General features: G+C 56.1%; 21 protein-coding genes. 6 read left to right on the top strand and 15 right to left on the bottom strand.

Translation table 11 applies throughout. The annotated features are described in order from the left end of the window. Positions 1 to 82: 82 nt before the first annotated feature. Positions 83 to 1,336, bottom strand: coding sequence for a GGDEF/EAL domain-containing response regulator (locus tag ABE504_RS21060; RefSeq protein ID WP_430092312.1), 1,254 nt, complete (start codon positions 1,334 to 1,336; stop codon positions 83 to 85). A 260-nt stretch (positions 1,337 to 1,596) separates the two neighbouring features. Between ABE504_RS21060 and ABE504_RS21055 the strand changes: the two genes are divergently transcribed. After that, positions 1,597 to 2,307: a response regulator transcription factor gene (locus ABE504_RS21055; protein ID WP_430092310.1), complete on the top strand. Its 711-nt coding sequence runs from the start codon at positions 1,597 to 1,599 to the stop codon at positions 2,305 to 2,307. 165 nt (positions 2,308 to 2,472) lie between these two features. After that, a complete protein-coding gene (locus ABE504_RS21050) occupies positions 2,473 to 3,105 on the top strand; it encodes a hypothetical protein (protein ID WP_430092308.1) in 633 nt (210 codons plus the stop codon). On the opposite strand, the gene cls is transcribed toward ABE504_RS21050, so the two are convergent. The 11 genes from cls to ABE504_RS20995 form a co-directional block, all read right to left on the bottom strand. Then, complete coding sequence (gene cls, locus ABE504_RS21045; protein WP_430092306.1) at positions 3,100 to 4,548, bottom strand: cardiolipin synthase; 1,449 nt, start codon at positions 4,546 to 4,548, stop codon at positions 3,100 to 3,102. The genes ABE504_RS21050 and cls overlap by 6 nt on opposite strands. Before the next feature lie 567 nt (positions 4,549 to 5,115). Next, positions 5,116 to 6,033, bottom strand: a complete 918-nt coding sequence (locus ABE504_RS21040; protein WP_430092303.1) for an aldo/keto reductase — start codon at positions 6,031 to 6,033, stop codon at positions 5,116 to 5,118. Between the two features lie 526 nt (positions 6,034 to 6,559). After that, a complete protein-coding gene (locus tag ABE504_RS21035) occupies positions 6,560 to 7,429 on the bottom strand; it encodes a fumarylacetoacetate hydrolase family protein (protein ID WP_430092301.1) in 870 nt (289 codons plus the stop codon). Between the two features lie 197 nt (positions 7,430 to 7,626). Next, positions 7,627 to 8,427 (bottom strand): creatininase family protein, encoded by an 801-nt coding sequence (locus tag ABE504_RS21030; RefSeq protein WP_430092299.1) that lies wholly within the window; start codon positions 8,425 to 8,427, stop codon positions 7,627 to 7,629. Positions 8,428 to 8,527: 100 nt separating this feature from the next. After that, positions 8,528 to 9,733, bottom strand: a complete 1,206-nt coding sequence (locus ABE504_RS21025; RefSeq protein WP_430092297.1) for an amidase — start codon at positions 9,731 to 9,733, stop codon at positions 8,528 to 8,530. Between the two features lie 29 nt (positions 9,734 to 9,762). After that, entirely contained in the window at positions 9,763 to 10,197 is a 435-nt protein-coding gene (locus ABE504_RS21020; protein ID WP_430092295.1) for a cupin domain-containing protein, read from the bottom strand. Between the two features lie 49 nt (positions 10,198 to 10,246). After that, the gene (locus ABE504_RS21015; protein ID WP_430092293.1) at positions 10,247 to 11,026 is read right to left on the bottom strand and encodes a cysteine hydrolase family protein; all 780 of its coding nucleotides are present in this window, start codon (positions 11,024 to 11,026) and stop codon (positions 10,247 to 10,249) included. Positions 11,027 to 11,052: 26 nt separating this feature from the next. Next, a complete protein-coding gene (locus tag ABE504_RS21010; protein ID WP_430092291.1) occupies positions 11,053 to 12,729 on the bottom strand; it encodes a CocE/NonD family hydrolase in 1,677 nt (558 codons plus the stop codon). Between the two features lie 427 nt (positions 12,730 to 13,156). Then, positions 13,157 to 14,749: a gamma-glutamyltransferase gene (ggt, locus tag ABE504_RS21005; RefSeq protein ID WP_430092289.1), complete on the bottom strand. Its 1,593-nt coding sequence runs from the start codon at positions 14,747 to 14,749 to the stop codon at positions 13,157 to 13,159. Between the two features lie 46 nt (positions 14,750 to 14,795). Next, positions 14,796 to 15,869: a Rieske 2Fe-2S domain-containing protein gene (locus tag ABE504_RS21000; protein ID WP_430092287.1), complete on the bottom strand. Its 1,074-nt coding sequence runs from the start codon at positions 15,867 to 15,869 to the stop codon at positions 14,796 to 14,798. A gap of 226 nt (positions 15,870 to 16,095) precedes the next feature. Then, entirely contained in the window at positions 16,096 to 16,506 is a 411-nt protein-coding gene (locus ABE504_RS20995) for a hypothetical protein (RefSeq protein WP_430092285.1), read from the bottom strand. Between the two features lie 127 nt (positions 16,507 to 16,633). Between ABE504_RS20995 and ABE504_RS20990 the strand changes: the two genes are divergently transcribed. After that, entirely contained in the window at positions 16,634 to 17,650 is a 1,017-nt protein-coding gene (locus ABE504_RS20990; protein WP_430092283.1) for a DUF3231 family protein, read from the top strand. Between the two features lie 57 nt (positions 17,651 to 17,707). Here the strand turns inward: ABE504_RS20990 and ABE504_RS20985 are convergent, their stop codons facing one another. Together ABE504_RS20985 and ABE504_RS20980 are read right to left on the bottom strand one after the other, a co-directional pair. Next, positions 17,708 to 18,208 carry an N-acetyltransferase family protein gene (locus ABE504_RS20985; protein WP_430092281.1) on the bottom strand — a complete coding sequence of 167 codons (501 nt, stop codon included), beginning with the start codon at positions 18,206 to 18,208 and terminating at the stop codon, positions 17,708 to 17,710. Beyond that, positions 18,205 to 18,678: an SRPBCC family protein gene (locus tag ABE504_RS20980; protein WP_430092279.1), complete on the bottom strand. Its 474-nt coding sequence runs from the start codon at positions 18,676 to 18,678 to the stop codon at positions 18,205 to 18,207. The genes ABE504_RS20985 and ABE504_RS20980 overlap by 4 nt, the downstream gene beginning before the upstream one ends. Before the next feature lie 223 nt (positions 18,679 to 18,901). Between ABE504_RS20980 and ABE504_RS20975 the strand changes: the two genes are divergently transcribed. Next, positions 18,902 to 20,068 (top strand): FAD-dependent oxidoreductase, encoded by a 1,167-nt coding sequence (locus ABE504_RS20975; RefSeq protein ID WP_430092277.1) that lies wholly within the window; start codon positions 18,902 to 18,904, stop codon positions 20,066 to 20,068. Between the two features lie 47 nt (positions 20,069 to 20,115). Next, on the top strand, positions 20,116 to 20,796 hold the full coding sequence (locus ABE504_RS20970) for a TetR/AcrR family transcriptional regulator (protein WP_430092275.1): 681 nt from the start codon (positions 20,116 to 20,118) through the stop codon (positions 20,794 to 20,796). A gap of 373 nt (positions 20,797 to 21,169) precedes the next feature. Here ABE504_RS20970 and ABE504_RS20965 read toward each other — a convergent pair whose 3' ends face one another. Continuing rightward, positions 21,170 to 21,370: a hypothetical protein gene (locus ABE504_RS20965; RefSeq protein WP_430092273.1), complete on the bottom strand. Its 201-nt coding sequence runs from the start codon at positions 21,368 to 21,370 to the stop codon at positions 21,170 to 21,172. A 192-nt stretch (positions 21,371 to 21,562) separates the two neighbouring features. Here ABE504_RS20965 and ABE504_RS20960 point away from each other — a divergent pair, with 192 nt between their 5' ends. Then, positions 21,563 to 22,903, top strand: a complete 1,341-nt coding sequence (locus ABE504_RS20960) for a S1C family serine protease (protein WP_430092271.1) — start codon at positions 21,563 to 21,565, stop codon at positions 22,901 to 22,903. Positions 22,904 to 22,932 lie beyond the last annotated feature (29 nt).

Raw genomic sequence — 22,932 nt, 5'->3', positions numbered from 1 at the left:
CACATTGATTAAAAAATCACGCAGCAGAAAAATCACTCCATTATCTTTACGTCATCCATAGCGCTAGCATACTGAGACCCGATTAGCTCAAATGTACCAGCATATTTTCAATCTGTTGGAATTCGACCGGTCTGCTGAAATAATAGCCCTGTACGTAACGGCAGCCGTATTCCCGCAAAATGTTCAATTCTTCTTCGCTCTCCACGCCCTCGGCCACGACCGCCAGCCCCAAATGCTGGGCCATCGTGATCATCGTCTGCACAATGACGGCATTGACGTGTCTATGCTTCAGCCCCTTGATGAAGGACTGGTCAATTTTCATTTTATCGATGGGAAAATCACGCAAATACCCGAACGAACTATAGCCCGTTCCGAAGTCATCCATCGCGATGCGAACGCCCAATCGCTTCAGATTCGCCAGCGCGCCCTCGGCCAGCTTCGCATCCATGCTGAGGCTCTCCGTAATCTCCAGCTCCAAATATCCCGGCTGAAGTCCCGTTTCACGAAGAATGTCCTCAATCATCCCGCTGAGGCGCGGGTCATTGAATTGGCAGCGCGACACGTTCACCGCCACGAAAATAGCCGGGAGTCCGGCGTCCTGCCATTGTTTATTTTGGAGACATGCTTCACGCAGCACCCACTCGCCGATGTCATGAATGACGCCGGTCTCCTCCGCAATCGGAATAAATTCCGAAGGAGAAACTTCGCCCAGTTCTGCGTTGTGCCAGCGAATCAAACACTCGAGCCCGACCATCAACGAAGTTTGCAAATCAACCACAGGTTGATAGACGATGCGAAGCTCCCCCTGCAGAATCGCTTTGCGCAGTTGAAATTCGATGGCCATTCGTCTTTGAAACCGCTGCTCCTCCTGAAGCTTCGCAATATTTCGCTCAGCCGATTCGCCGCTGGCCTGATGCACGCTCTTCATGCCTTGCTGAATGGCCACTTTGCAGCGCTCCAGGAAATAGTCGTTCATCCCACGCCCGCCCTGCTCCTCCAGCATCTCCTTGTGGAAATAATCCGCTGCGCCCAGCCGCATCGCTTGAATGGTAGGCATGGACGCCTCTGAGGCGAGAGTACTAAGCACCACGACCGGAGTAGGTCTATGATCCATAATCAATTGAAGCACGGGCAGCGCCCTTCCGCATAACAGCTCCATATCCAAAATGATCAAATCAGGCCGCAGCCGCCAGATTTCCTCCAGCACCGAACTGCCGTGCGCCGAAATGCCTACGAGTTGAAATTGTCGATCCGTCCCTAGAATAGTCGTCATGACCCCTTGAACTTGTTCAGAGTCACTGATGACTAGCACTCCATACCTGTCTATCAGGCCCATGCATCCGCCACCTTTTCGCGCAAATTCTCTATGTACTTCAGTATACCTTCCACTTATTAGGTAACTTGCCAACTTGGTATGAATTTCCGCGGGTAATTTCACTAATATTTTGCTAATATTTTTTCTCCATAAAGTCGTTTAAAATGATTTACACTTAAATTTCGACATCGTATAATATAAATATTAGTAAATTATTAGCGACGCAACTCCCTCTTCAGAATTATTAAGTAGGACTAGACTATGCGTTTGTTAGGGGGACAATGACATTGGACAAGATATTATTAATTGAAGATGACGATATCATTGGCGAAATGATTTGCATGTATTTAACCGAAGAAGGGTTCTTGGTTCATCGCTGTCTGAACGGTCAGGAAGGCATGAGTGCGCTTTCAGACTTTGCTCCGGATCTGATTTTGCTGGATTTGGTATTGCCGGATTACGAAGGAACAGCGCTTTGCAACACACTAAGAAGCTTGACGCCGGTTCCCATCATTATTATTTCTTCCAACTCCAAAGTCAGTGAGAAAATTGAAGCGTTTACCGTAGGTGCCGACGATTACCTCTGCAAGCCGTTCTCCATGCATGAAATGAAAGCGCGCATTGGGGTGCTGCTGCGCCGCTTTAAGCGCGAGCTGCCAGCTCACGAGCAAGCTGCGCCAGCCCGTCAGGAAGTTACCGTGCCTCCGGCCGAACTGGAAATTAACGTCGAGAAGCGGACGCTGCATGTGCGCGGCGAGTCGATCGAGATGACGTTCTCCGAGTTCGAGCTTATTCGTCTGTTGATTGAACACCCGGAACGGGTATACCGGCGCGAGGATTTAATTAATGCGCTGCGTGGATTTGACTCGTATATCAACGAACGGTCCATTGACGTACATATTACGAATTTACGGAGAAAAATTGAGGTCAACCCGAAAGAACCGCGGTATATCAAGACCGTCTGGGGCGTCGGTTACAAATTTGTGATTTAACATAAGTGCCCAGAAGCCCAGTCCACATGGATTGGGTTTTTTTGATGCAATTTTTTATTTGAAATTTAGAAAAAATTGGTTGACCTTCCACAAATCATCCTATAAGATATTGAGTCTGAGCACTGTTTTGCAAGCAGCGCCGACCATAGACATAGGTGAGGGACGATGATGCAAACCGATAAGATCGTGATGGAATTAAGCGAGCTCCTTGCACAGGAACGCGCGAAATCTGGGCGTAACGAAGACGTTTCCCATCATTTGCGAAGCGCCTACCGCACGCTGCAACAGAAGGAAGAAACCGAGCTCGTCAAGCAAGCCATTGCCGCCATGAAACTGCCACGCGAACTCGATGTCATACACGCCGGAGACAACAGCATTCAGATTTTCACCGTGAACGACGACACGCCTTACTATATTTCAAGCGGACTCTCCGACCTGAATCAGCAATTCGATCTGCTCCAAGCTCCGCATCACCGCCAAATCGCAACCTGCATTAAGTGGCTGTCCTGCCGTTTTCCAACCAGTCTCGGTTCCTTCGTTTTTATTGGCAAAACGTCCTTTCTGCTCCGTCATTTCCAGGTAGAGCTGGAAGAGGAATTGTACTGTCTGCGCCATGATTTTATCACGTTTGCGCAGAAGATCGCTGTCCAGCCCTTGGAGGAGCTAGAAGCCAACTCCCCTTTCAGCCCGGCCTGGATGCGCGGTTCGGTCGCGTCAAACTGCATCGTTCTGGCTGCGCTCATCAAATCCGGCGCTCCAAGGTTCATGCCCTACGATCCGACCCGGCAGCCGCTATAAAATCGGCGAGAGCAGTCTCGCCGCCGACTCGCACAGGCGCAGCCACCAGCTGCGTCTGTAGATTTGATTGAACGGCGCAGAAGCCTCCTCATCCCGGCCAAAGCTTCTCTCGAGCTCCTGGCTCTTCGCTTCGCTGTACACGATAGCCGTAACTTCAAAATTGAGCGAAAAGCTGCGGTTATCGAGGTTCGCCGTCCCCACCGAGGCCATGCGGCCGTCGATGACGACCGTTTTAGCATGAAGAAAGCCGTTTTTGTAGAGGTAGCCCGTCGCTCCCGCCTCCACCACTTCCGCCAGATACGACTTGGTCGCCAATTGCACCAGCCTGTGATCGCTTTTGTAGGGCACCATGATGCGGACATCGACGCCCGATGCGGCCGCGATCTTGAGCGCTGTCAGCATGCTCTCGTCCGGTACGAAGTACGGCGTTTGAATGTAGATGCTTTTGTGCGCGGCGTAAATCATCTTCGTAAGCGCATTGCGGATGTGCAGCACGTCCGAATCCGGCCCGCTGGCGACGATCTGTACCGCCGTACTTCCCTGTCCCGGCTCTTCGGGAAACAGCCCCCGCTCCTGCTGGATCGAGCGCTTCGCGGCAATACTCCAGTCGAGCACGAACTGCTGCTGAAGCTGCAGCACGCTCCCTCCCATCAGCATGAGGTGCGTATCGCGCCAGTAGCCGAAGTCCGGATCCTGCCCCAAATACTCCACGCCAATGTTGAACCCGCCGATAAACCCGACGCGCCCGTCGATGATGGCGATTTTACGGTGATTGCGGAAATTCATCCGGAAATTGATCCAAGGCACGATCGGCGGAAAAAAAGACGCCGTCTCTCCGCCTGCCTCGCGCAGCGGCCGGAAAAACCGTTTGGCCGTGCTGGAGGTGCCCAGCGAGTCGTAAATGACCCGCACCTTGACGCCTTGGCGGGCTTTTTCGGTAAGGGCGTGCAAGAGCTTGCGGCCCAGCGCATCGTGGCTGAACTTGTAGTACAGCAGATGAATGTGCGACTTCGCCTCCGTAATGTGCTGGAGCAGTTTATCGAACTTTGCTGCGCCGTCTTCGAGGAGCGTCACGTCGTTATCGCGCGTCAGCAGCGCACCGTTGCCCTGCAGGTTCAGCCGAATGAGCTGAAGCTGATCATGGTGAAGTGTACTTGCCGCTAACACCTCCTGCTGGCTGAGCAGCGATTGCTGCCGGCGGATCTGCAGGCGGAGACGGGCGCTCTTTTTAAGCTTATAGATTTTACGCTTCGTGAGACTTTGACCTAGGAAGATGTAGAGGAGGATGCCAAGCACAGGGAAAAAGATCAGCACAAGCAGCCAGGCCCAAGTAATGCTAGCTTGGCGTCGCTCGAGAAACACAACGATCAAGGCAAACACGATATTGATAGCGGAAATCCAATCGAACAAGGAAAGCCCAGGGAGAAAAAGCTGAACAGGCATGAAGACCGATCCCTCGCTTGTCAGGATGAAAAGTGCGCAGAGCAGCCCCGTTAGGAGGCAGGTGATGAGCTTAGGATGCCCAAGGGAATGGAATTTATTAGTATGATGCACGAAAGGCGCTTATCAGCAGCTCTACACAAGCACGTATTCCCCTCGACCAGATGACTCTTGATGCAACTCACCACTAGCTAGCTCTAAGCACTGCTCCTCACCAGTTACCGACCAAGCCGATCGGCTCCCCCTCCCCACCGCACCTGCAAAACTTACAGCTAAATTCCCGAAAAGGAGGCGAAAACGCATAAGTTCCTGCGAAAACTACATTAAAAGTGCGCGCCACCTGCCATTTCTAGGCGATTTGGGGCAAAACTAAGCGGAATTTACTGCAGGAAATGCTGGAACTTCCTCCAAATTTGCCCGGATCGCCGTTTTTTGATGTAGAAATGCAGGTAGTATAAGAATAAGCCGCTTCGCAGCCTTTCTTGGATGGGCATTCCGATGCCATACAGACGCTTCAATTGGCACAATGGCAAAAAAGACCCCGATCGGGGTCTTTGAAGTGAATCCACCTTACGGCAATACGTTGCCGGCAGCGAGGTAAATCTCGTACCATTCCTGGCGAGTCAACTGAATGTCGCTGGCCTTGATGCACTCCTGCAAGCGAGTCGCATTCATCGTGCCGATGACCGGCTGCATCTTCGCCGGATGGCGCAAAATCCACGCGATCGCAATCGTCGTGTTGGTCACTTCGTATTTTGCGGCGATCTCGTCGATCTTCGCGTTCAGTTCCGGGTACTTGTCGCTGCCGAGGAACACGCCCTCGAAGAAGCCGTACTGGAACGGCGACCACGGCTGAATCGTGATGTCATGCAGACGGCAGTAGTCGAGAATGCCGCCATCGCGGTTCACCGCAGCTGCGTTCTCCATGTTCACGTTGAAGCCGCTCGTGATCATCGTCGCATTCGTGATGCTAAGCTGCAATTGGTTGGCAACCAGCGGTTGCTTGACGTATTTGCGAAGCAGCTCGATTTGCAGCGGATGCTGGTTCGAGACGCCGAAATGGCGCACTTTGCCTGCGCGCTCCAGCGTGTCAAAAGCCTCCGCTACTTCCTCCGGCTCCACCAACGTATCCGGGCGGTGCAGCAGCAGGACGTCGAGGTAGTCGGTTTGCAGACGTTTCAAAATATTGTCCACCGACGTCAGGATGTGCTCCTTGGAAAAGTCGAACATCCCTTTGCGGATGCCGCATTTGGATTGCAGGATGATGCTTTCGCGCTTGTTCGCGTTCATGCCGAAGGCGTCAGCGAAAATTTCTTCCGAGCGCCCCCCGCCGTAAATGTCCGCATGATCAAAAAAATTCGCGCCTTGCTCCAGCGCGGTTTGAATAAAGGTCTCCGCCTCCCGCTTCTCCAGCGCGTTCATCCGCATACAGCCGACGGCCACGACCGGCACTTGCAGTCCGCTTGTTCCTAGCCCAATTGTTCTCACTGCTGTCTTCCTCCTTAGGTCGATCTCGCCGGTTCCTGCCGCCCTCTAATCGGCGTAAAGCCAGCGTTTCTCCTATTGTCCCATACTTGGGAGGAAGATTTCAAACGCAAGTGAAGTTAGGTGCGTACGCGGAGCTATGGGACTGCGAGGAAGGGGACCTCTGATCCAATGATTAGGTGGCCCCGCTCTCCCACAAGCTGCAGGAAAGCAGGAATTTCACGCCGCAACTCCATGATTTCAAGAAATGACTGCTATTGTTGAGGAGGATGGGGGGGATTCCTGCGAAAAGGCAGGCTTTGTTCTACAAAAGTGGCGGTTTTCGCAAAATGCCTGCGATTCGGCAGGTGTTTAGGTCAACCTCGCTCAAAAAGGGAGTTCTCGCCCAAAATACCTGCCCTTTTGCAGGTATCTCATCGAATCAGGAGGGAAAGAGGAAAATTCCTGCTTTTTTGCAGGCTTGATGCTGGATCCAAGGGCCTTCGCGGTTCCTCCTGCGAAAAGGCCGCCCCAAAGGAGCGGCCTATGATCACACCTCCGCAACCACCGGGTTGCGGAGCACGGCGAACCCGCCGCCGATCCGGCACTCGGCGGTATCGCCCGGGGACAGCCGCACAGAGCCCGGCGTCCCGGTCATGAGGATGTCGCCGGGTTCCAGCGTCATCAACTGCGAGAAGAACGATACAATGTACGGTATCGTATAAATCATGCGCGACACGTCGGTGGCGTAAGCCAGCGTGTCGTTCAGCCACGTTTCGACCGGCCAGTCGGCGGCCGCCGGGCATTCGTCCGGCGTGACCAGCTCCGGCCCAAAGCTGAAAAACGTGTCGAACGCCTTCGACCGGCCGAGAAATCGCGGATTGCGCGCGTGGATGTCCTGCGCCGTCATGTCCAGCGACGGCGTGAAGCCCGCGATGGCGCTCAGCGCGTCCCTCTCGGCCACATGCTTGCATCGTTTGCCGATCACGATCGCGATCTCCGCCTCGGCGGTGACGCGCTCCGCCCCGATCGGCAGCACGATCGCCTCGCCGGGACCGATGAGCGTTGTCGTCGGCTTCATGAAGCAGATCGGCTCCCCGTCGGGCGGCGTGACGGCCATTTCGGCCGCCTTTTCCCGATAATTAGCGCCGATGCCCCAAATCTTGGGCGGCTTGCGCAGCAGAGGTGCGTACGTCATCTTGGCAGGTGGGATCGCCGCCAGCCCGGCAACCGTCGCCGCACCTCCGCCGGTATACCAGCCGGTCAGCTCCGCTAGCTCCTCTTTTTCCAGCAGCTCCGTGATCGTCCCGCTCCAGCTGCCGCCCGTCGCACGGTTGACGGTCTCCAGCAGCACGCCGCCGTGCATCGTGACGATGGCAGCTTGCTCACGGCCATCCCACTGCAATGTTGTAAGTTTCATGCAACAAACCTCGCTTTCTCACTTGCTCGCACGTCGAGGTGAAGCGCCTACGTTGGGAACGCACTTACCTCTGCGATGACTGCCTTCACTGCTCGTTGCCGCATGTAAATGCGATCGCTTTCTCACTTCCCTGCACGTCGCTCCCGCCAGCGTGGGGCTGCACGCTGCGCCAACGCCCATGCCGCTCCCAGCGCTTTTTACAAATTCGACAGCTTGAACGTGCACAGCTCCTTCAGCGCCTTAGCCAGCGTATCCGTTACACGATCCATGATGATGCGGCCCTTGTCCGACGTAGCCACCGTCGCATCCCCGGCGATCCCGCTGGATGAAATGTCCGACATGTGCCAAGCGAAGCGGATTTTGCCCTCCATGGTCAGGAAATCGTACCCGCTCATTCGCGGAATCTCACGTACAGCGTGCTGCTGCTGCACCCAGTTTGGCTTGATCGACAGCACGAGTGAAGTCTCATAATCGCCGCCATGTATGCCGTATTCCATCTCTTCCGCATCGATCAGACCTTCCGCACCGCCGAGGCTGCTCGGGCTCAAATAAAACACCGTCATCCCGCTCCGAATCCGAATCTCCCGGGACACCATATTGAGCAAATCCACATTGCCGCCATGTGTATTGAACAGCAGCAGCCGCTCAAACCCACTGCGGTGCAGGCTGTCCGCGATGTCGAGAATAATTCCCTGCAGAGTCGCCGCAGAGAGCGAAATCGTGCCGGGCAAGCCGAGGTGCTCGTTGCTTTTGCCGTACGAAACCGGCGGCAGCAGCCAGACCTGTTCGTCCTCGTCCAGCTTTTCCAGCGCAGCCGTCAGTGTCGCTTCCCCAATCAAGGTGTCCGTCATCACCGGCAGGTGCGGACCATGCTGCTCCACAGCGCCAACCGGCAGAATGACCAGCGCGTCATCCTTGGGCAGCTCTTTCACCTGTCTGCTCGTCAACCGGGGCAGGAACCGCTCCTCCCATGCTTTACCTTCATAGCGTGTAAACATCGTGTCCACTCCTTTTGTCTGTCTATCATGGGCGAGGTGGTAGACAGCCCTCTTCAATCCGGACTCTCCTCCATGCCATAACCGCCTAGCTCTTACCCGTTCACACTGTCGGCTGCAGCGTACTCGTCAGCCTATGCACCCAGCGCAAGAGCGGTACATCCAATCCTTTACCTGCGATAAAAGACACCGCAATCGGCACGCCGTCCACCTCACCGGCCGGTACCGTCACCTGCGGAAATCCGCTCAGCCCCGCAATGCACGAAAGCTGCATCGTCCGCATGCGGATGTCTTCCAGCACATCGCCGTTCATCCCCTTCATCGGGGCGCCGCACGGGATCGTCGGTACCACTAGCAGACCGTCCTCGCCGAGCAGCGCCGCCATCGATGCCTGTACAAGCGCACGATTCACAAGCTGAGCCTCAAAATCGCTTCGCGACAGCGTCGAAGACCAAGCAAAGCGCTCGGCAATGCCCGGCCCAAAATGCGGCTGCGCCGCCGTAATCCACTCGCCATGCTGCTGCCAAATCTCGAAGCCCTGAATCGTGCGGAACGTTTGGAACCACGTTTGCAGCCCTGCCGGGGCAATGATCCGGGATTGGGCATTCGCCCATGGGGCCCCAAGCCCGGAGAGCCAGTTCTCCATTGCTTGCCGGCAAGCGACATCCGTCAGTTCCCAGGCATCTTTGCCGAAAATAGCCCGGCGAAAACCGAAAGCCTCGTCTTCCCGCTCAACGTCCGACGGAGGCAGCAGCGCCTCCCCCACATCCAGCAGCACCCGGGAGCTGCGCGCCATCCAACCGACCGTGTCGAAGCTGGCCGATAGCGGAATGACGCCATCCATCGACACCGCCCCGTGCGTCGGGCGCATCCCATAGAGCCCGCAATAGGCGGAAGGAATGCGCACCGATCCGCCGGTGTCCGTCCCAATGGCAAAATCCACGCCGCCTGCTGCCGCCGCAACGGCCGAACCGCTGGACGAGCCGCCGGGAACGCGATCTTGCGCCCGGGGATTGACCGGGGTGCCGTAGTGGTGATTTTCGCCATTTAAACTGAACATCAGCTCATCCGTATGTGTAATGCCGTGTAACGTTGCGCCTTGCCTCAGCAGGAGATCAATGGAGGAGGCATTGCCGGTAGAAGGGCCGTGTGTCCGGTGCCAATCGGGGTTCCCCGCCGTATTCGTCCAGCCTGTGAGCCCGAACACATCCTTGACTGCAAAAGAAAATCCATGCAGCCTCCCTGTGCCGAGCGGTTCCATGATGAAATCCTCGTTGACGTATGCGTTCCAGCGGTCCGCCATCTCCATCACCTCTATCTCGTCGTGGTGCTTTTTATTTATTGTGCCAGCTGTAAGCCGTTTAAAATGGCCAAATCCGCTTCGTCGAGCTCTGCCTCCGGCCCCGATTTGATCAGATCGGAGAACGCCTCGTCCGGCACCATCGTTGTGAGTACATAGAGCCGGCTTGCGCCCGTATTGCGCACTTGATGATTGTTGCCCGGCGGCACGATGAAGAACGAGCCCGTCTTAATCCCCATCTCCTGATCGCCTACGACCGCAATGCCTTCCCCATGCAGCACGTAAAAATATTCCACCGCACCGGAGTGCTCATTAGGCGGGGTTTGGCCGCCTTCGTCGAAAATTTCGACGACGGAAACGAATGTCGTCTGTGTGCCGTCGCAGAGCAGAACGAATTTATTGGAATCCGCTGCGGAAATTTTGTGCACGGGACAAGCGGTGAAATGACCTGCAATCAATCCTGGCATCCTCATGGTTTGGCCACCTTTCTCGTATCTAACGGAGCTTTCCGAAATTACCGCTTTATTTCGGAAAGTCTCCTAACGTGATTGCGTCCAGCAGAGCCGCCGAGTCGGCGACGAAGCCGTAGCATTGTTTAATGTTGTAAATCGCGCCGTCTGCACAAAACTGCGGTGAGCTGGTCGCGCTGCAATCCTCCAGTAAAATCACATCGTACCCCAGACACCCCGCATCCTGCAGCGTGTGCATGACGCATTGGTCGAGGTTCACGCCGGCAAAAAGGATCGTATCGGTCCCCAGGTTCCGCAGAATACTGTCCAGCGGGGTATCCCAAAAACCGCTCATGCGGAACTTATCGACATAAATGTCTTCTGACGCTTGCGTGAGATCATCGACGATGGCGGCGCCCCAGCTGCCTTTTTCAAGGACGCGCGAGCCGCTCGTTGGCATCGGATCGCCGATGCCCGTGCTTGCTCCGTCTCCGTTGTAGACGTGGAGCACGGAAGGACTTAAGTTGAGGCGATCCGGACGGTTGCCCCAATTGAGCCAAATGACCGGCACGCCGCTTGTGCGCAGCACGGGAAGCAGGCGGTTCAGATACGCCACCGGCTGTGTCAGCGGTGCCGTATCCACCCCGATGCCGGCCAGCCAACCGCCTGGGGAGCAAAAATCGTTCTGCATATCCACGACGATGATTGCCGTCCGCTCCAGATCGAGCGTCAGCCGCTGTGGCTGGGCGGCGAAGGAGACGGCTGCTTCGGCATCGTTGTAGGCGGATCTGCGCAAGTCCACATGCTCCTTCGTCACCAGCCAGCCTCGCTTGCGGTTTCCTAAACGGTTCATGGGCATCCCTCTTTTCGTTAATGTGGTTAACCGCTAGCGGCGTTAACGGTCGGGAGTTGGAGATAGGATACCAGGCCGGGCTGGCTGGTCACTGCGACGACCGCGATGTCCAAGCAGCTGTCATCGACCGTGTGCGCGAGCTTCATCCCGACGCTGTTCGGGTGCCGGATCAGCGTCGGGAATGCGCTGCCGGTCAGCTCCAGCCGCAGCGCCGTGCCCAGCGGGAAGGTCAGCCCGATCGGCCGCATCGGGATGTCGGCGCGCTGCCAGCCGTCCGCGTCGGGATCGGTGCCGATCTCCACGCGTCCAACCGAGAGAAAGAGTGCTTGGCCGCCGGGCTTCACCAGCGAAAGCATCGCCACGACGTCGGTCGGGCCGTCCATCGACTGCACAGCCACGCTGAGCTTCGGCGAGCCGAGGACGTGGAGGCTCTCGGCGAACGACTCGCTCGTGTAGACAAGGATCTCGGTGCGATCCTGGATCGCGCTCCGGTCCAGCGGGGCGTACCCCGGCAGGGCCATCGGCAGCCGGGCGTCGTAGACATAGACATCCGGCGTGCGCTGCGGATGGAGCTGGTTGGCGTGCGGCGTTAGAAGGCCGCCGCCGAGCGTGCCATTGGCGGGGGTATCGCCGCCAGTGAGGTAGTATTTCCGGCCCGCCCGGTGGGTCGGGAAGGTGTCCGCCTCCAGCCACGCACGGCTGCTGAGGTCGAAATAGCGGATGGGCGGCTCCTCGTAGAGGCCGTTCGTCCGCTCGCCCTTGAGCCAGTAATCGAACCACCGCACCTGCTTGCGGTGCATATCGCCGTCGGCGTCTGGGCCGTGGTCGAGGCCGCCGGCTTTTTGCCCCCAGGGGATGTGGACCCAGGGGCCGATTTCCAGGCGGTGGAACAGGTCGGGTGACCGTTCGTTTTTTTGGAGTACGAGATAGGACTGTACCGTCCCATCCAGCAAAAAATCGTACCACCCGCCGATATGAAACGTCGGGATCGGATTGGCCAGGAACGACGGTAGCCAGTTGAGTCCCGCCCAATAGTCGTCGTACTCGGGATGATTCACCCAGTCGAAGTACGCCGGGCAGTATTTTTCGAGGATGGGGTGGCGGTCGTTCAGGGGCAGGTGGCGCACGATCCCGTCAGGGTTGTTCATGATCTGTGTGCACACCTGCTCCGCTGCCACATCCCCGGCTCGTCTCGCCGAATCGCGCGCGAGCTGGAACGCCCACGTCAGCATCCCGCTCGAAAAGCTGCCGTACGGATACGCCCAGCGGTGAATGTCCGCAGCCGTCATGCTCGGTATGATCGTCACCAGAGACGGTGGCGACAAAGTCGCTGCGGCCCACTGCGCGATGCCCTGGTAGGAGAACCCGTACATGCCGACCTTGCCATTCGCATTCGTCAGCTTCGCCGCCCACTCGATCGTGTCGTAGCCGTCCTCGGCCTCGTGCACGAATGGGATGAACTCCCCTTCGGAGTCGCCCCGCCCCCGCACATCCTGCACCACGACCATGTACCCTTGCTTGGCGTACCAAACGGGATGGGCGTGGGAGACGGTGGAGGCGATTTTGCGCCCGTAAGGCTGCCGCATAAGCAGCACCGGGTACTCCCCCGTCTCCTCAGGTAGATAAATATCGGCATATAAGGTCACGCCGTCCCGCATCATACACGGAACACGGCGCTGAAGTATGACATCACCGAAGCGCATGGTGGAACGCCTCCTTGCGTAGATTGCTGGGTTGCTTGAGTTGCTGAGTTGCTGGGTTGCTGGGTGCTGGGTTGCTGGGTTGCTGGGAATTCATTCGGATTACGCATCAAACCTGCGAAAAAGCAGGAATTTTCCGCTTCCCTTCTTGATTCCATGAAATGCCTGCACAGAAGCAGGAATTTTCGGTGAAATCTCCTATTTGGAGCGAGGTTGGCCTAAAAACCTGCTTTATCGCAGGCATTTGGCGAAAACCACCATTTTTGTGAGAAATGCCTGTCTTTTCGCAGGAATTCACCTGTCCTCTTCGATAAGCACCTAAGTAGTCGCTTCAGCTCCGGCGCAAATAGGGGCATCACCCCGGAATTTGTTGTACAGATGAAAAGCACGACACGACCGACCTCTCCCATCTTCCTTCATCACCAACCGATCACCAGCCGATCGCCTGGCCGTCGCAGCGCGGGTCGGTGCCGCCGGCGCGGAAGCCGCGCTCGTCGATGACGATTGCGTGCGCGTGGCCGACGACGCCGTCGTAGGCGGCCACGGTGCGGACGTCGTGCCCGGCGTCCGCCAGCGCGACCCGCACCGCCTCCGGCACGCGGCTCTCGATCTTGAGCTCCTGTGTCGCTGCGCCCCAGGTGCGGCCCCACACCCAGCGCGGTTCACTGACCGCTCGCTGCGGGTCCATGCCGTAGTCGACGATGCGCGTCAGCAGCGCCGACTGGGTCTGCGGCTGGCCTTCGCCGCCCTGCGTCCCGTACAGGAGGTACGGCTCGCCGGCCTTCATCGCCATGGCGGGCATCAGCGTGTGGAACGTGCGCTTGCGCGGTTCCAATGTATTCACATGGCCGGGGTCGAGGGAGAAGAAAGAGCCGCGGTTTTGCAGTAAAATGCCCGTGTCCCCCGCGGTCACGCCTGAGCCGAACTCGAAGTAGAGGCTCTGGATGAAGGACACGCTGTTCCCCTCCGCGTCGACGACCGCCGCATACGCGGTGTCGCTGCCAACCGGCGCGCTGCTGAGCGCGCTGGCCCGCTTCGGATCGATGCGCGCGGCGAGCGAGTCGCAGTACGTTTTGGAGATGAGCTCCCCCACGGGGATGCTCGCAAACGCCGGATCGGTCAACACCCGGTTCCGATCCTGAAAAGCCAGCTTCAGCGCCTCCACCTGAAGGTGATAATAATCAAAGGAGCCGTGGGCGATCCCGCCGCCCCGCGCTCCGAAGTTGAAGTTCTCGAGGATTTGCGGGGTCATTATCCCCGTAAATCCCTGGGAATTCGGCGGCACTTGATACAGATCAAGGCCGCGATACGTGCCATGCAGCGGAACCTCCCAGTTCCCGGCATGGTCGGCCCAATCGTCAGGCGTCAGCAGCCCGCCTTCCCCAGCCAAGAACGCGGCGATCCGTCCGCCGATCTCGCCTTTATAAAAGCCGTCGCGCCCGCCAGCGGCCAGCGCGCGCAGCGTCCGCGCCAGGTCGCGCTGCACGAAGCGCGCGCCCTGCGCAGGCACCGCGCCGCCGGGCAAGTACACGGCGGCCGTCTCCGGCAGCGCCGCCAGCACGGCGAGGCGCTCCACGGTATTGCGGTGCTGGTCCCGCGACAGCGGGAAGCCGTGCTCGGCGTAGCCGATCGCGGGCGCCAGCACCTGGGCCAGCGGCAGCGTGCCGTACTCGCGCAGCACCGCGTCCCATCCGTCCACCATGCCCGGCACGGTGACGACGCTACGGACGCCCCGCTGCGGGATGGCGGCCTCCCCGGCGTAGACGCTGCGGCTCGCGCCATAACCGGAGCGGCCGCTGGCATTGTAGGCGCGGACAGCGCGATCGTGCTGGCTGTACATCAGCCAGAAGGAATCGCCGCCGAGCCCGGTCATGTGCGGGTAGACGACGGCGAGGCAGGCGCTGACCGCAACAGCGGCGTCAAACGCATTGCCGCCTCGCTCAAGGATGCGCGCCCCTGCAGCCGATGCCAGATAATGCGGCGAGACCACCATTGTTTTTGTTCCGATCATCGGCTGCTGCATAGGGCGGCCCCTCCTTTTGGTTGTCTTTTCTGCCCAAGCTGACGCGCTAAGCTTCCCCCACACGCTCAATAATCTTCATTTCATATACTTGAGGTGTGCGGAGCTGCGGCAGCGATTCCTGCTCACCGTGTTCGGCGAGCAGCTTAAGCAGCATTTCCCGCATGAGAATGCCCGGCTTATCCGCATGCATATGCGTCTCCATCCGCAAGGTCAAGTCCAGCGGCACGTTGGATTCCGTCGATTCGAGGATCAGCATGTCTTCATCAACGACCGCCCGATCGAACGCGATGATTGTGGAAGCCGGAACTTCCTCTTCGGTATCGTTGCGAAAAACGAACTGAATCAGCGTACACGAGTGATCATCCCGCGGCGTTGCGCAGGTGATAATGGAGTGCACAAGCCCTGTCGGGTACGTCATGTCCAGTTGGCGGATGAACGGCATATGCCACGTGCCATGCACTTTACGAACCGTTGTATCGCCATCTACGTTGATGGCTTTGATGTTTTTGTTCAGTTTGTTGGTGACAGGCACATCGTAGTACATATCGAAGCCAGTCTCATTCGGCACCAGCTCAAATTCCGGCGGAATCGGGTCCTGGTTGTCGCCAAACGTATGATGATGAACGAACGCAATATGCGCCGTATCAAAAGAATTTTCCATCAGGCGAAGCGCGGAGCAATGGATCACCTCGTGAAACTGGTGAATTTGCCGGATGCCCGGATCGCCGTAACGGCTGAATTCAGGGATCCCGCGAAGCGGCTCGTCAAGTGCGATCCAGATATAGCCGTATTTTTCCTCACAGTAGAAAGATTTAATTTTGTAGACCTTCGGAGGGTTATCCAGCTGCGATTGCGGAAAATACGTGCATTTGCCGTCACGGTTAAACGTCCAGCCATGATATGGGCAGACGATGCAGCCCTTGCGAACTTCGCCGAGCGACAGCTTGGCGGTTCGGTGACAGCAGCGGTCGATGGCGGCCGCCGGCTTCCCTTGTTCATCCAACCAGACGACCACAGGCTCGCCAAAGAGTTGGACCGACTTCGGCCCTTCTTTCAAATCCCCGATCGGCATGACCGGAAAGTAGAACTTGCGCAGTACGTTTTGCTCCGTTTGCAGCATGGCAATGCTCCTCCTCTGGCTTTACGTTCTCTTTATATTCCGTATTCTAAAAGCACGCCAAGCCCCCTGTCTACGCATCGGAGACGGGTTTATGCCGGCATACAAAAAGCCACGCACGTTGTTGTTTGCGATCACGATCTTTTGTCAAAAGCGGCGCGGGGTGTGGTACGATGGTGACAGCGCAAAAACAGCTGCCTTCTCAATGAGAAAGCAGCTGTTTTCATGTTTATTCGATGATCGGCTTGATGGGCTTGCCTTTCTCGTCAACCACCGTGAAGCCGCCCTGGACCGTAATCCAAATTTCATTATCGGTGTGGAGATCCGCCTGAAGGCCGCGTGTCGTTTTCGGAAAAAAGAGCAAATGATTGTCCGGAATGGATGTCCCGGGCTGCAGATCCAATCCCGCGGTCAGGTCGGGGATCCCTTCCTTGTCGGTGGCGACGGCCAGCGTTTTGCCCATTCGAACGATCATTTCGGAGCCGGGCTCGCCGTAAATGGTCTGCTCGCCGACCAGTTCAACATTCGTGATTTGGCTTCGATGCTGAATGGTCAGGTAAGCTTGTACCCCGAACCACAACCCTGCCGCCCCCATCACGACAGCAGCCGTGCAGACGTATAGCGTTATTGAGCGTTTCATGCGATAAGATTCCCCTTTTTGACAATTTAATAAAAGTGTACCTGGTGCAGCTTCTATACTGAAATAATAGCTGACGCTTCGGGTAATGATAAATTCAAAATCTCTTCCTCCGAAAGTAGGTCTCTGCATGGAAACGTCCACACCCATCAAACTGACAGCCTCTGAGCTAGGCACGCTCTGGACCACTTATATCAATGATACGATGGCCAAATGTATTTTGAGCTACTTTTTCCAAAAAGCCGAAGACCTGGAGATCAAGCACGTTGTGGAGTCCGCCCTGCGAATATCCGTTAACCATCTAGAATCGCTGAAGCGACTCTTTAAGGAGGAGGATTTCCCGATTCCCCAAGGCTTTACGGACCATGATGTGAATGTTCATGCGAAACGGCTATTTTCGGACAGCTTTTCCCTGTACTACTTAAAAAACATGTCCAAAGTTGGGATTACAACCTTCGGCGTTGCGTTTTCTATGGCCACCCGGGCGGATATTCGCGCCTTTTTCCATGACTGTACGATGCATACGATCGCACTCGACCAAAAAGTGACGGAACTGTTGTTAGCCAAAGGATTGTACGTACGCCCGCCATCGATTCCCACACCGCACCTCATTGAATTCGTCTCAGACAAAAGCTTTTTGTCCGGGGGATTTTTCGGATTTGGAGATAAACGCCCCTTATTATCCATTGAAATTGCACAGCTGTTCTCGAACATTCATACAAATGCGCTAGGTAAGGCCTTACTAATGGGTTTCAGTCAAGTTGTGAAATCCCCTGAAATTCACAAGTATTTTATAACGGGAAAAGAGATTTCCTCCAAGCACGTAAAAGTTTTTTCGGATGTGCTGTTGGATGATGATATTCCTACGCCAATGACTTGGGATGCCGATGTGTCGGATTCGACAGACCCACCGTTTTCCGACAAGCTCATGCTCTTTCATGTCTCCTTGCTTATTGCAGCAGGCACCGCCAATTACGGGGTTTCAGCAGCTGCTTGTCCGAGGAAGGATCTTGCCACCAGCTATGTACGGCTGGCAGCAGAAATCGCCACTTACGCTGAGAATGGCGCTTTGCTTATGATTAAGAACAGCTGGCTGGAGGAGCCGCCGCAAAATCCGGATCGCGATGCTTTGAGACGCTCAACCTAATACAGCCCCGGCTCACTCGTGCCAGAAGCGCGCAGTGGGCTCTTTGGATTCGCGAGCCTACCCTAAAATTTTCTGATAGCTTGCAATGTCCAGCCAACGATCAAACTTGAAGCCGATTTCTTTAAAAAGCGCACAGCGCACATACCCGCTCCGTTCAAACATCCGAATGCTTCGCTCATTCTCTGTGCAGATCGTGGCGACCAAGGCATGGAAGCCCAATTCTTGCGCTTTTCCCTCCAAAAAAACCAATACCTCGGGCCCGATTTTTTGGCCGACATGATTCGGATCCATATAGATCGTCACTTCGGCAGTCGTGTCATAGGCTTGCTTGTCTTTATGCTTCGTAAACAGGGCATAGCCGATGACCGTCTCCTCGCGCTTGATGACATACGTCCGGTACCGCGGGTTCGTGTTGACGACGTTCCTGCGTATCTCCTCCAAGGTCTGTGCTTGCGTATGAAACGAGATCGTGGTATTTGCCACGTAATAGTTATAAATCGCTTGCACGCTCGGCAGGTGCCGTTCCTCAATGTCTGCAAATTCCAAGCTGTTCGTCATGATGTACGCCCCTCTTCCTGCTGTTCGATGACCCGCTTCAGCGTCCGCTGTCTGTAGCGAATGAACGCCCGCATATACCGCTTTAGGACCAGCTTATCGAACGCAAGCCCCACCCAGCCGTACGGCGAGCTAAAATCCAAAATATCCCGCATCAACGTACCTTCCGCCGCTTCTTCAAACTCGTGGGTATGCGTCAGATAACGGAAAGCCCCCTTCGTCATCGCATCGACAAACGATGCGGGCTTGTTCATGGACGTCACCTTGGCCGTCAGCCGCTGCCTGATGCCGAAATGTCTTGCCTCAAACGTCACGGTCTCCCCATTCTCAATGAGTCCCCGCACTCGGCCATCAACCGCCCGTTCCTTGGTCCACGGCCATACCGTCTGTCCATGATAGGTAATGTCCCGTGCGGCATCGAAACAGACGGCCATCGGCGCTTTCACAATGATTTCTTCCACTACGCGTGCCACGTTTCTTCCTCCCTGCTGCGGCACAGCAACGAAACGGCCATGCCCTCTTGCTTCATCTTACGCTCGCCGCCCGTAATCGGCAAGATTGGAATGGACAGAATGCGGTGTCATACGGGGATATTTCCCTTTATCGTTCAACGAACATAGTTCTTTACGAACACCGTTCGTTATGGTATAACTAGATCAAGCCATTCCAAAACTACAACGAAGAGGTGCATCTTCTATGAGACATACATCCAATTCCACTATAACCAAACGCATCGCTATTATTGGTGCCGGCCCCGGCGGGCTTACTCTGGCGCTGATCCTGAAGCGGCACGGCATCGCTTCCGTGATTTACGAGCGCGAAGCGTACAATCCGAACCGCGAGCGCGGCGGCTCGCTGGACATTCACAGCGATTCCGGCCAACTCGCGCTGCAGGAAGCCGGGCTCTATGAAGCTTTTCATGCGCTGGCTCGCTATGAGGGCGAAGATTTCCGTCTTTTCGATAAAGCCGGCACCCTGTACATGGATGAAATCGCGAACGAAGCGGAAGCTGGAGATCGGCCTGAGATTGACCGGGGGACGCTGTGCGACCTGCTGCTTAACGGGCTGGATCCGGACTGTATCAAGTACGGCTTCAAGCTGAGTGAAGCGATTCCTTTGGAAGACGGGACGCATAAGCTGGTTTTTGAAAATGGGCATGAAGACATCGCCGATCTGGTCGTCGGGGCCGACGGCGCGTTCTCGAAAATTCGGCCGCTTGTGACGGATGCCGCGGCATCTTATACAGGGCTCAGCATGATCGAACTCAATGTCCAGGCGGCTCAGCATCCGGACTTGGCGGCGTTTAACGGCCGCGGCAAGCTCTTTGCCCTCGGGGACCATAACGGGATTCTCGCACAATTGAACGGCGACGGTCGCATCAAAGTGTATCTCACTTTCCAGGCCGACCGGGACTGGCTTGACACGTGCGGTATTCCGTTCGATCAACCGGAGGCGGCGAAGGCGCAGCTGGAGGCGCTGTTCGGTGACTGGCATGATACGCTGAAGTCCTATATCCGATGTGCGGAAGACACGTTGCTGCCGCGGCGCATTTATATGCTCCCGGTCGGTCTTCAGTGGAAGCACAAACCAGGCGTGACGTTGATCGGGGATGCGGCGCATCTGATGTCCCCTTTTGCCGGGGAAGGTGTCAATCTTGCCATGCTCGACGCTAAAGAATTAGCAATGGCGATCGTACAGCATGAAGATATGAATGAAGCCTTGAAGGCCTACGAGCAAGCGATGTACACGTATTCTTCCCAATCGGCGGAAGGTTCCGACGCGAATTTGAAGTTAATGTTTGGCGAGAATGCCGCTGAGAATTTGAAAAAGCTGATGGCATCTTTTCACGAGTTGGAAGCCTGAGCAAACAGCGGATTTACTATCCGGGGCGAGTGTGCTATAAGAAAAGTATGACTACTCAACCGACACGTACCATTGTTAGCCGCCGTTCGCGGCCGGCCAAAGACCCTTTGAGCAGAGAGCTCATTGTGGCGACGGCCCTGGAACTATTGCAAAAAGAAGGCTCCACGGGACTCAGCATGCGCAAAATCGCCAAAGTACTGGACACCGGCCCTTCCTCCCTTTACGTCTATGTCGCTAATATGCAAGAACTGAGCAGCTATGTGCTTGATCTCGGACTCGCCGGCATAGCCCTGCCTGCCTCGGATGCGGGCAGCTGGCAAACGAGGCTGTTCGATGCGCTGAGTGCTTATCTGCATGCGCTGTACGATGCGCCAGGCGTTGCGGAGCTTGCGTTGACGACCGTATCCGTCGGGCCGCATGCTCTGGCGTTCACGGAGTATCTCCTTCAATGCTTGCATGAAGGCGGTGTTTCGTCGTTGTCCGCGGCTTGGGGCGTGGACCTGCTCATGCTGTACGCAACCTCGGTTGCGTTCGAGCAGTCCTCCCGCGATGCGCGGGGGACGACCATGCAGGCGCACCTTGCCGTCATGGCAGCGGTGGACCCGCAGCAGTATCCGCGCATCGCGAGCTCGCATGCCGATCTGATCTCGGGCTCAGTCGACGGCATGGAGCGCTTCCGTTGGGGGCTCGATGTGATTTTGCAAGGGATTATGAAGAAAGAGGGCTGAGGAAGCCTGATCTTTGCAAAATAAGAAATCCCCGATGTCTTATTTCGTCGGCAGCCTGCGATTTTGAGCTTGGGAAAATGTGTAACGGTTGCCACCGCGCTTATTTTGCTTAAAAGACGTCATTTCAAATCGTAACGGTTGTGACAGCGCTTATTTGCCCAAAACGAGCGGAATCTGGCCAATTTGACCCAAATAGCCTCTGCTGCAACCCTTAGCCTTGGAAAAGCGGCGTTTAGCGCCAAATAGGAGCTGTGGCAACCGTTAACGATGAGTTACTTGATAAAAAAAATCCACCGCAGCTTGCGGTGGATTTTTTCGTGTTGCCTATGTGGCGTTGTCGTTTCTTGCGACAGCACGATACATCAAGAGTCCGTTACTCTTCCGAGTTCTCCCCCATTTTCGCCCGATAAGCACGCAGTGCTTCTTCCAGCACCCCGGCCTCCGAGCGATCGAGATGCAGCGTCACATAGGTCGGCGAGAATCCTCCGTCGTTCACTTCCAGCATCAAGCTTTGATCTTGCTCGTCCAGTCGAAGGGTAAGCCGATCGCGGTCGAGCAAAGTAATCCATGCCATGGTTCAATCCCCCTTTTTAATCTCTTATTCAGCAAAACCCCTGAAATCCCCTTTTATTCCCAGTAACTATTTAAGTAATGTTTAGGCACGTTTAAGATCCATTTAAGTTTGGTGGTTCATGATAGAGACATCAGCAAGACAACAGCACACTCACTTATCAGCACGCATTCAACCAACCCAGGAGGGATTTACATGGATAACAATTATAACGATACTCAGTTTCAAGATACAGAGAAGCAGCAAGCAGAAGCTCGCAAAAACATCGTCATCTCCGAACCTCGCTTTTTTGAAGCGAAGCCGCAGAACAACCGCGGGGCAAATGTTAAAAGTATCTTCGCCGCCTTCATGGCCGGCGCGCTCGTCGTCTCCGGTCTGATGTTCACCTCGGACAAAATGAATCTGTTCTCCGGCGGCGAGCACAAAACCGCAGCCAGCACAGCGGCGTCCGCCTCGATCACCAACAACGGCGGCGCAACAACCGCCTCGCTCGATACGTCGCGGCCGAACAACATCTCCACCATCGCGGCCCAGGCAGGCCAAGCGGTCGTCAAAATCGAGACGAAGGTCAAAGCGACCCAGCAGCAATCGCGCCGCGGCAGCTCGTTCTTTGATCAATTCTTCGGCCAGAACGACGGCAGCGCAAAGCAGGATTCCGGCAGCGGCAGCTTGCAGCCGGCGGGGATCGGTTCCGGGTTTATTTTCGATAAATCGGGGTATATTTTAACCAATGAGCATGTGATCGACGGGGCTGACGAAATCGACGTCACCGTGCAAGGCTACGACACACCGTTCAAAGCCAAACTGCTTGGCAGCAGCTACGACCTCGACCTGGCGGTGCTGAAAATTGAGAACAGCGCGGCTCTTCCGGCGCTGGCCATCGGCAGCTCCGATCAATCCAGCATCGGCGATTGGGTGGTGGCGATCGGGAATCCGTACGATTTTGACTATACCGTCACGGCGGGTCTGCTCAGTGCCAAAGGCCGTGAAATCTCGATCGACGACGAGCAAGGCACGCGCAACTACAAAGATCTGATTCAAACCGACGCGGCGATCAATCCCGGCAACTCCGGCGGCCCGCTGCTGAATATGAAAGGTGAAGTCATCGGTATTAATACCGCTGTGAACTCCGAGGCGCAAGGCATCGGTTTTGCGATTCCAACCAGTACGATTTCCGCGGTTCTGGATAACCTGAAGAACGGCGTCGAGATTCCAAAAGCAGCCTCCCCTTACATGGGCGTGAGCCTGCAAGCCGTGACGGACGATATGCTGGACGATCTCCAGCTCAAAAATACGGACGGCGCACTGGTCGCAGACGTACAGCTCGGCTCTCCGGCCTATGCGGCAGGCATCCGTACGTATGACGTCATTACCGCGATCAACGGCCAGGCAACGGCTACGCCGGATGCGGTAACCAAGGCGGTGCAAGCCGCGAAAGTCGGCGACAGCTTGAAGGTGACGATCGTGCGGAGCGGCAAAGCCCAAGAAGTGACTGTCAATGTCGGCGACCGCAACAAGGCTCAGCAGCAGCAATAATCCGGAAGAATACGTGAAGTATTCGCCCG

Source organism: Paenibacillus oryzisoli (genome assembly GCF_050467285.1).
GTDB classification, from domain to species: domain Bacteria; phylum Bacillota; class Bacilli; order Paenibacillales; family NBRC-103111; genus Paenibacillus_E; species Paenibacillus_E oryzisoli_A.
Note: the sequence above shows the minus strand (reverse complement) of the source record. Positions and strands in the feature narration are given on the sequence as shown.

What these genes read in the sequence shown, in the direction of transcription:
- ABE504_RS21060 (WP_430092312.1), bottom strand. Translation starts at nt 1,336, where the DNA reads ATGGGCCTGATAGACAGGTATGGAGTGCTAGTCATCAGTGACTCTGAA.
- ABE504_RS21055 (WP_430092310.1), top strand. Translation starts at nt 1,597, where the DNA reads ATGACATTGGACAAGATATTATTAATTGAAGATGACGATATCATTGGC.
- ABE504_RS21050 (WP_430092308.1), top strand. Translation starts at nt 2,473, where the DNA reads ATGATGCAAACCGATAAGATCGTGATGGAATTAAGCGAGCTCCTTGCA.
- cls (WP_430092306.1), bottom strand. Translation starts at nt 4,548, where the DNA reads ATGCCTGTTCAGCTTTTTCTCCCTGGGCTTTCCTTGTTCGATTGGATT.
- ABE504_RS21035 (WP_430092301.1), bottom strand. Translation starts at nt 7,429, where the DNA reads ATGAAACTTACAACATTGCAGTGGGATGGCCGTGAGCAAGCTGCCATC.
- ABE504_RS21030 (WP_430092299.1), bottom strand. Translation starts at nt 8,427, where the DNA reads ATGTTTACACGCTATGAAGGTAAAGCATGGGAGGAGCGGTTCCTGCCC.
- ABE504_RS21025 (WP_430092297.1), bottom strand. Translation starts at nt 9,733, where the DNA reads ATGGAGATGGCGGACCGCTGGAACGCATACGTCAACGAGGATTTCATC.
- ABE504_RS21020 (WP_430092295.1), bottom strand. Translation starts at nt 10,197, where the DNA reads ATGAGGATGCCAGGATTGATTGCAGGTCATTTCACCGCTTGTCCCGTG.
- ABE504_RS21015 (WP_430092293.1), bottom strand. Translation starts at nt 11,026, where the DNA reads ATGAACCGTTTAGGAAACCGCAAGCGAGGCTGGCTGGTGACGAAGGAG.
- ABE504_RS21010 (WP_430092291.1), bottom strand. Translation starts at nt 12,729, where the DNA reads ATGCGCTTCGGTGATGTCATACTTCAGCGCCGTGTTCCGTGTATGATG.
- ggt (WP_430092289.1), bottom strand. Translation starts at nt 14,749, where the DNA reads ATGCAGCAGCCGATGATCGGAACAAAAACAATGGTGGTCTCGCCGCAT.
- ABE504_RS21000 (WP_430092287.1), bottom strand. Translation starts at nt 15,869, where the DNA reads ATGCTGCAAACGGAGCAAAACGTACTGCGCAAGTTCTACTTTCCGGTC.
- ABE504_RS20995 (WP_430092285.1), bottom strand. Translation starts at nt 16,506, where the DNA reads ATGAAACGCTCAATAACGCTATACGTCTGCACGGCTGCTGTCGTGATG.
- ABE504_RS20990 (WP_430092283.1), top strand. Translation starts at nt 16,634, where the DNA reads ATGGAAACGTCCACACCCATCAAACTGACAGCCTCTGAGCTAGGCACG.
- ABE504_RS20985 (WP_430092281.1), bottom strand. Translation starts at nt 18,208, where the DNA reads ATGACGAACAGCTTGGAATTTGCAGACATTGAGGAACGGCACCTGCCG.
- ABE504_RS20975 (WP_430092277.1), top strand. Translation starts at nt 18,902, where the DNA reads ATGAGACATACATCCAATTCCACTATAACCAAACGCATCGCTATTATT.
- ABE504_RS20970 (WP_430092275.1), top strand. Translation starts at nt 20,116, where the DNA reads ATGACTACTCAACCGACACGTACCATTGTTAGCCGCCGTTCGCGGCCG.
- ABE504_RS20965 (WP_430092273.1), bottom strand. Translation starts at nt 21,370, where the DNA reads ATGGCATGGATTACTTTGCTCGACCGCGATCGGCTTACCCTTCGACTG.
- ABE504_RS20960 (WP_430092271.1), top strand. Translation starts at nt 21,563, where the DNA reads ATGGATAACAATTATAACGATACTCAGTTTCAAGATACAGAGAAGCAG.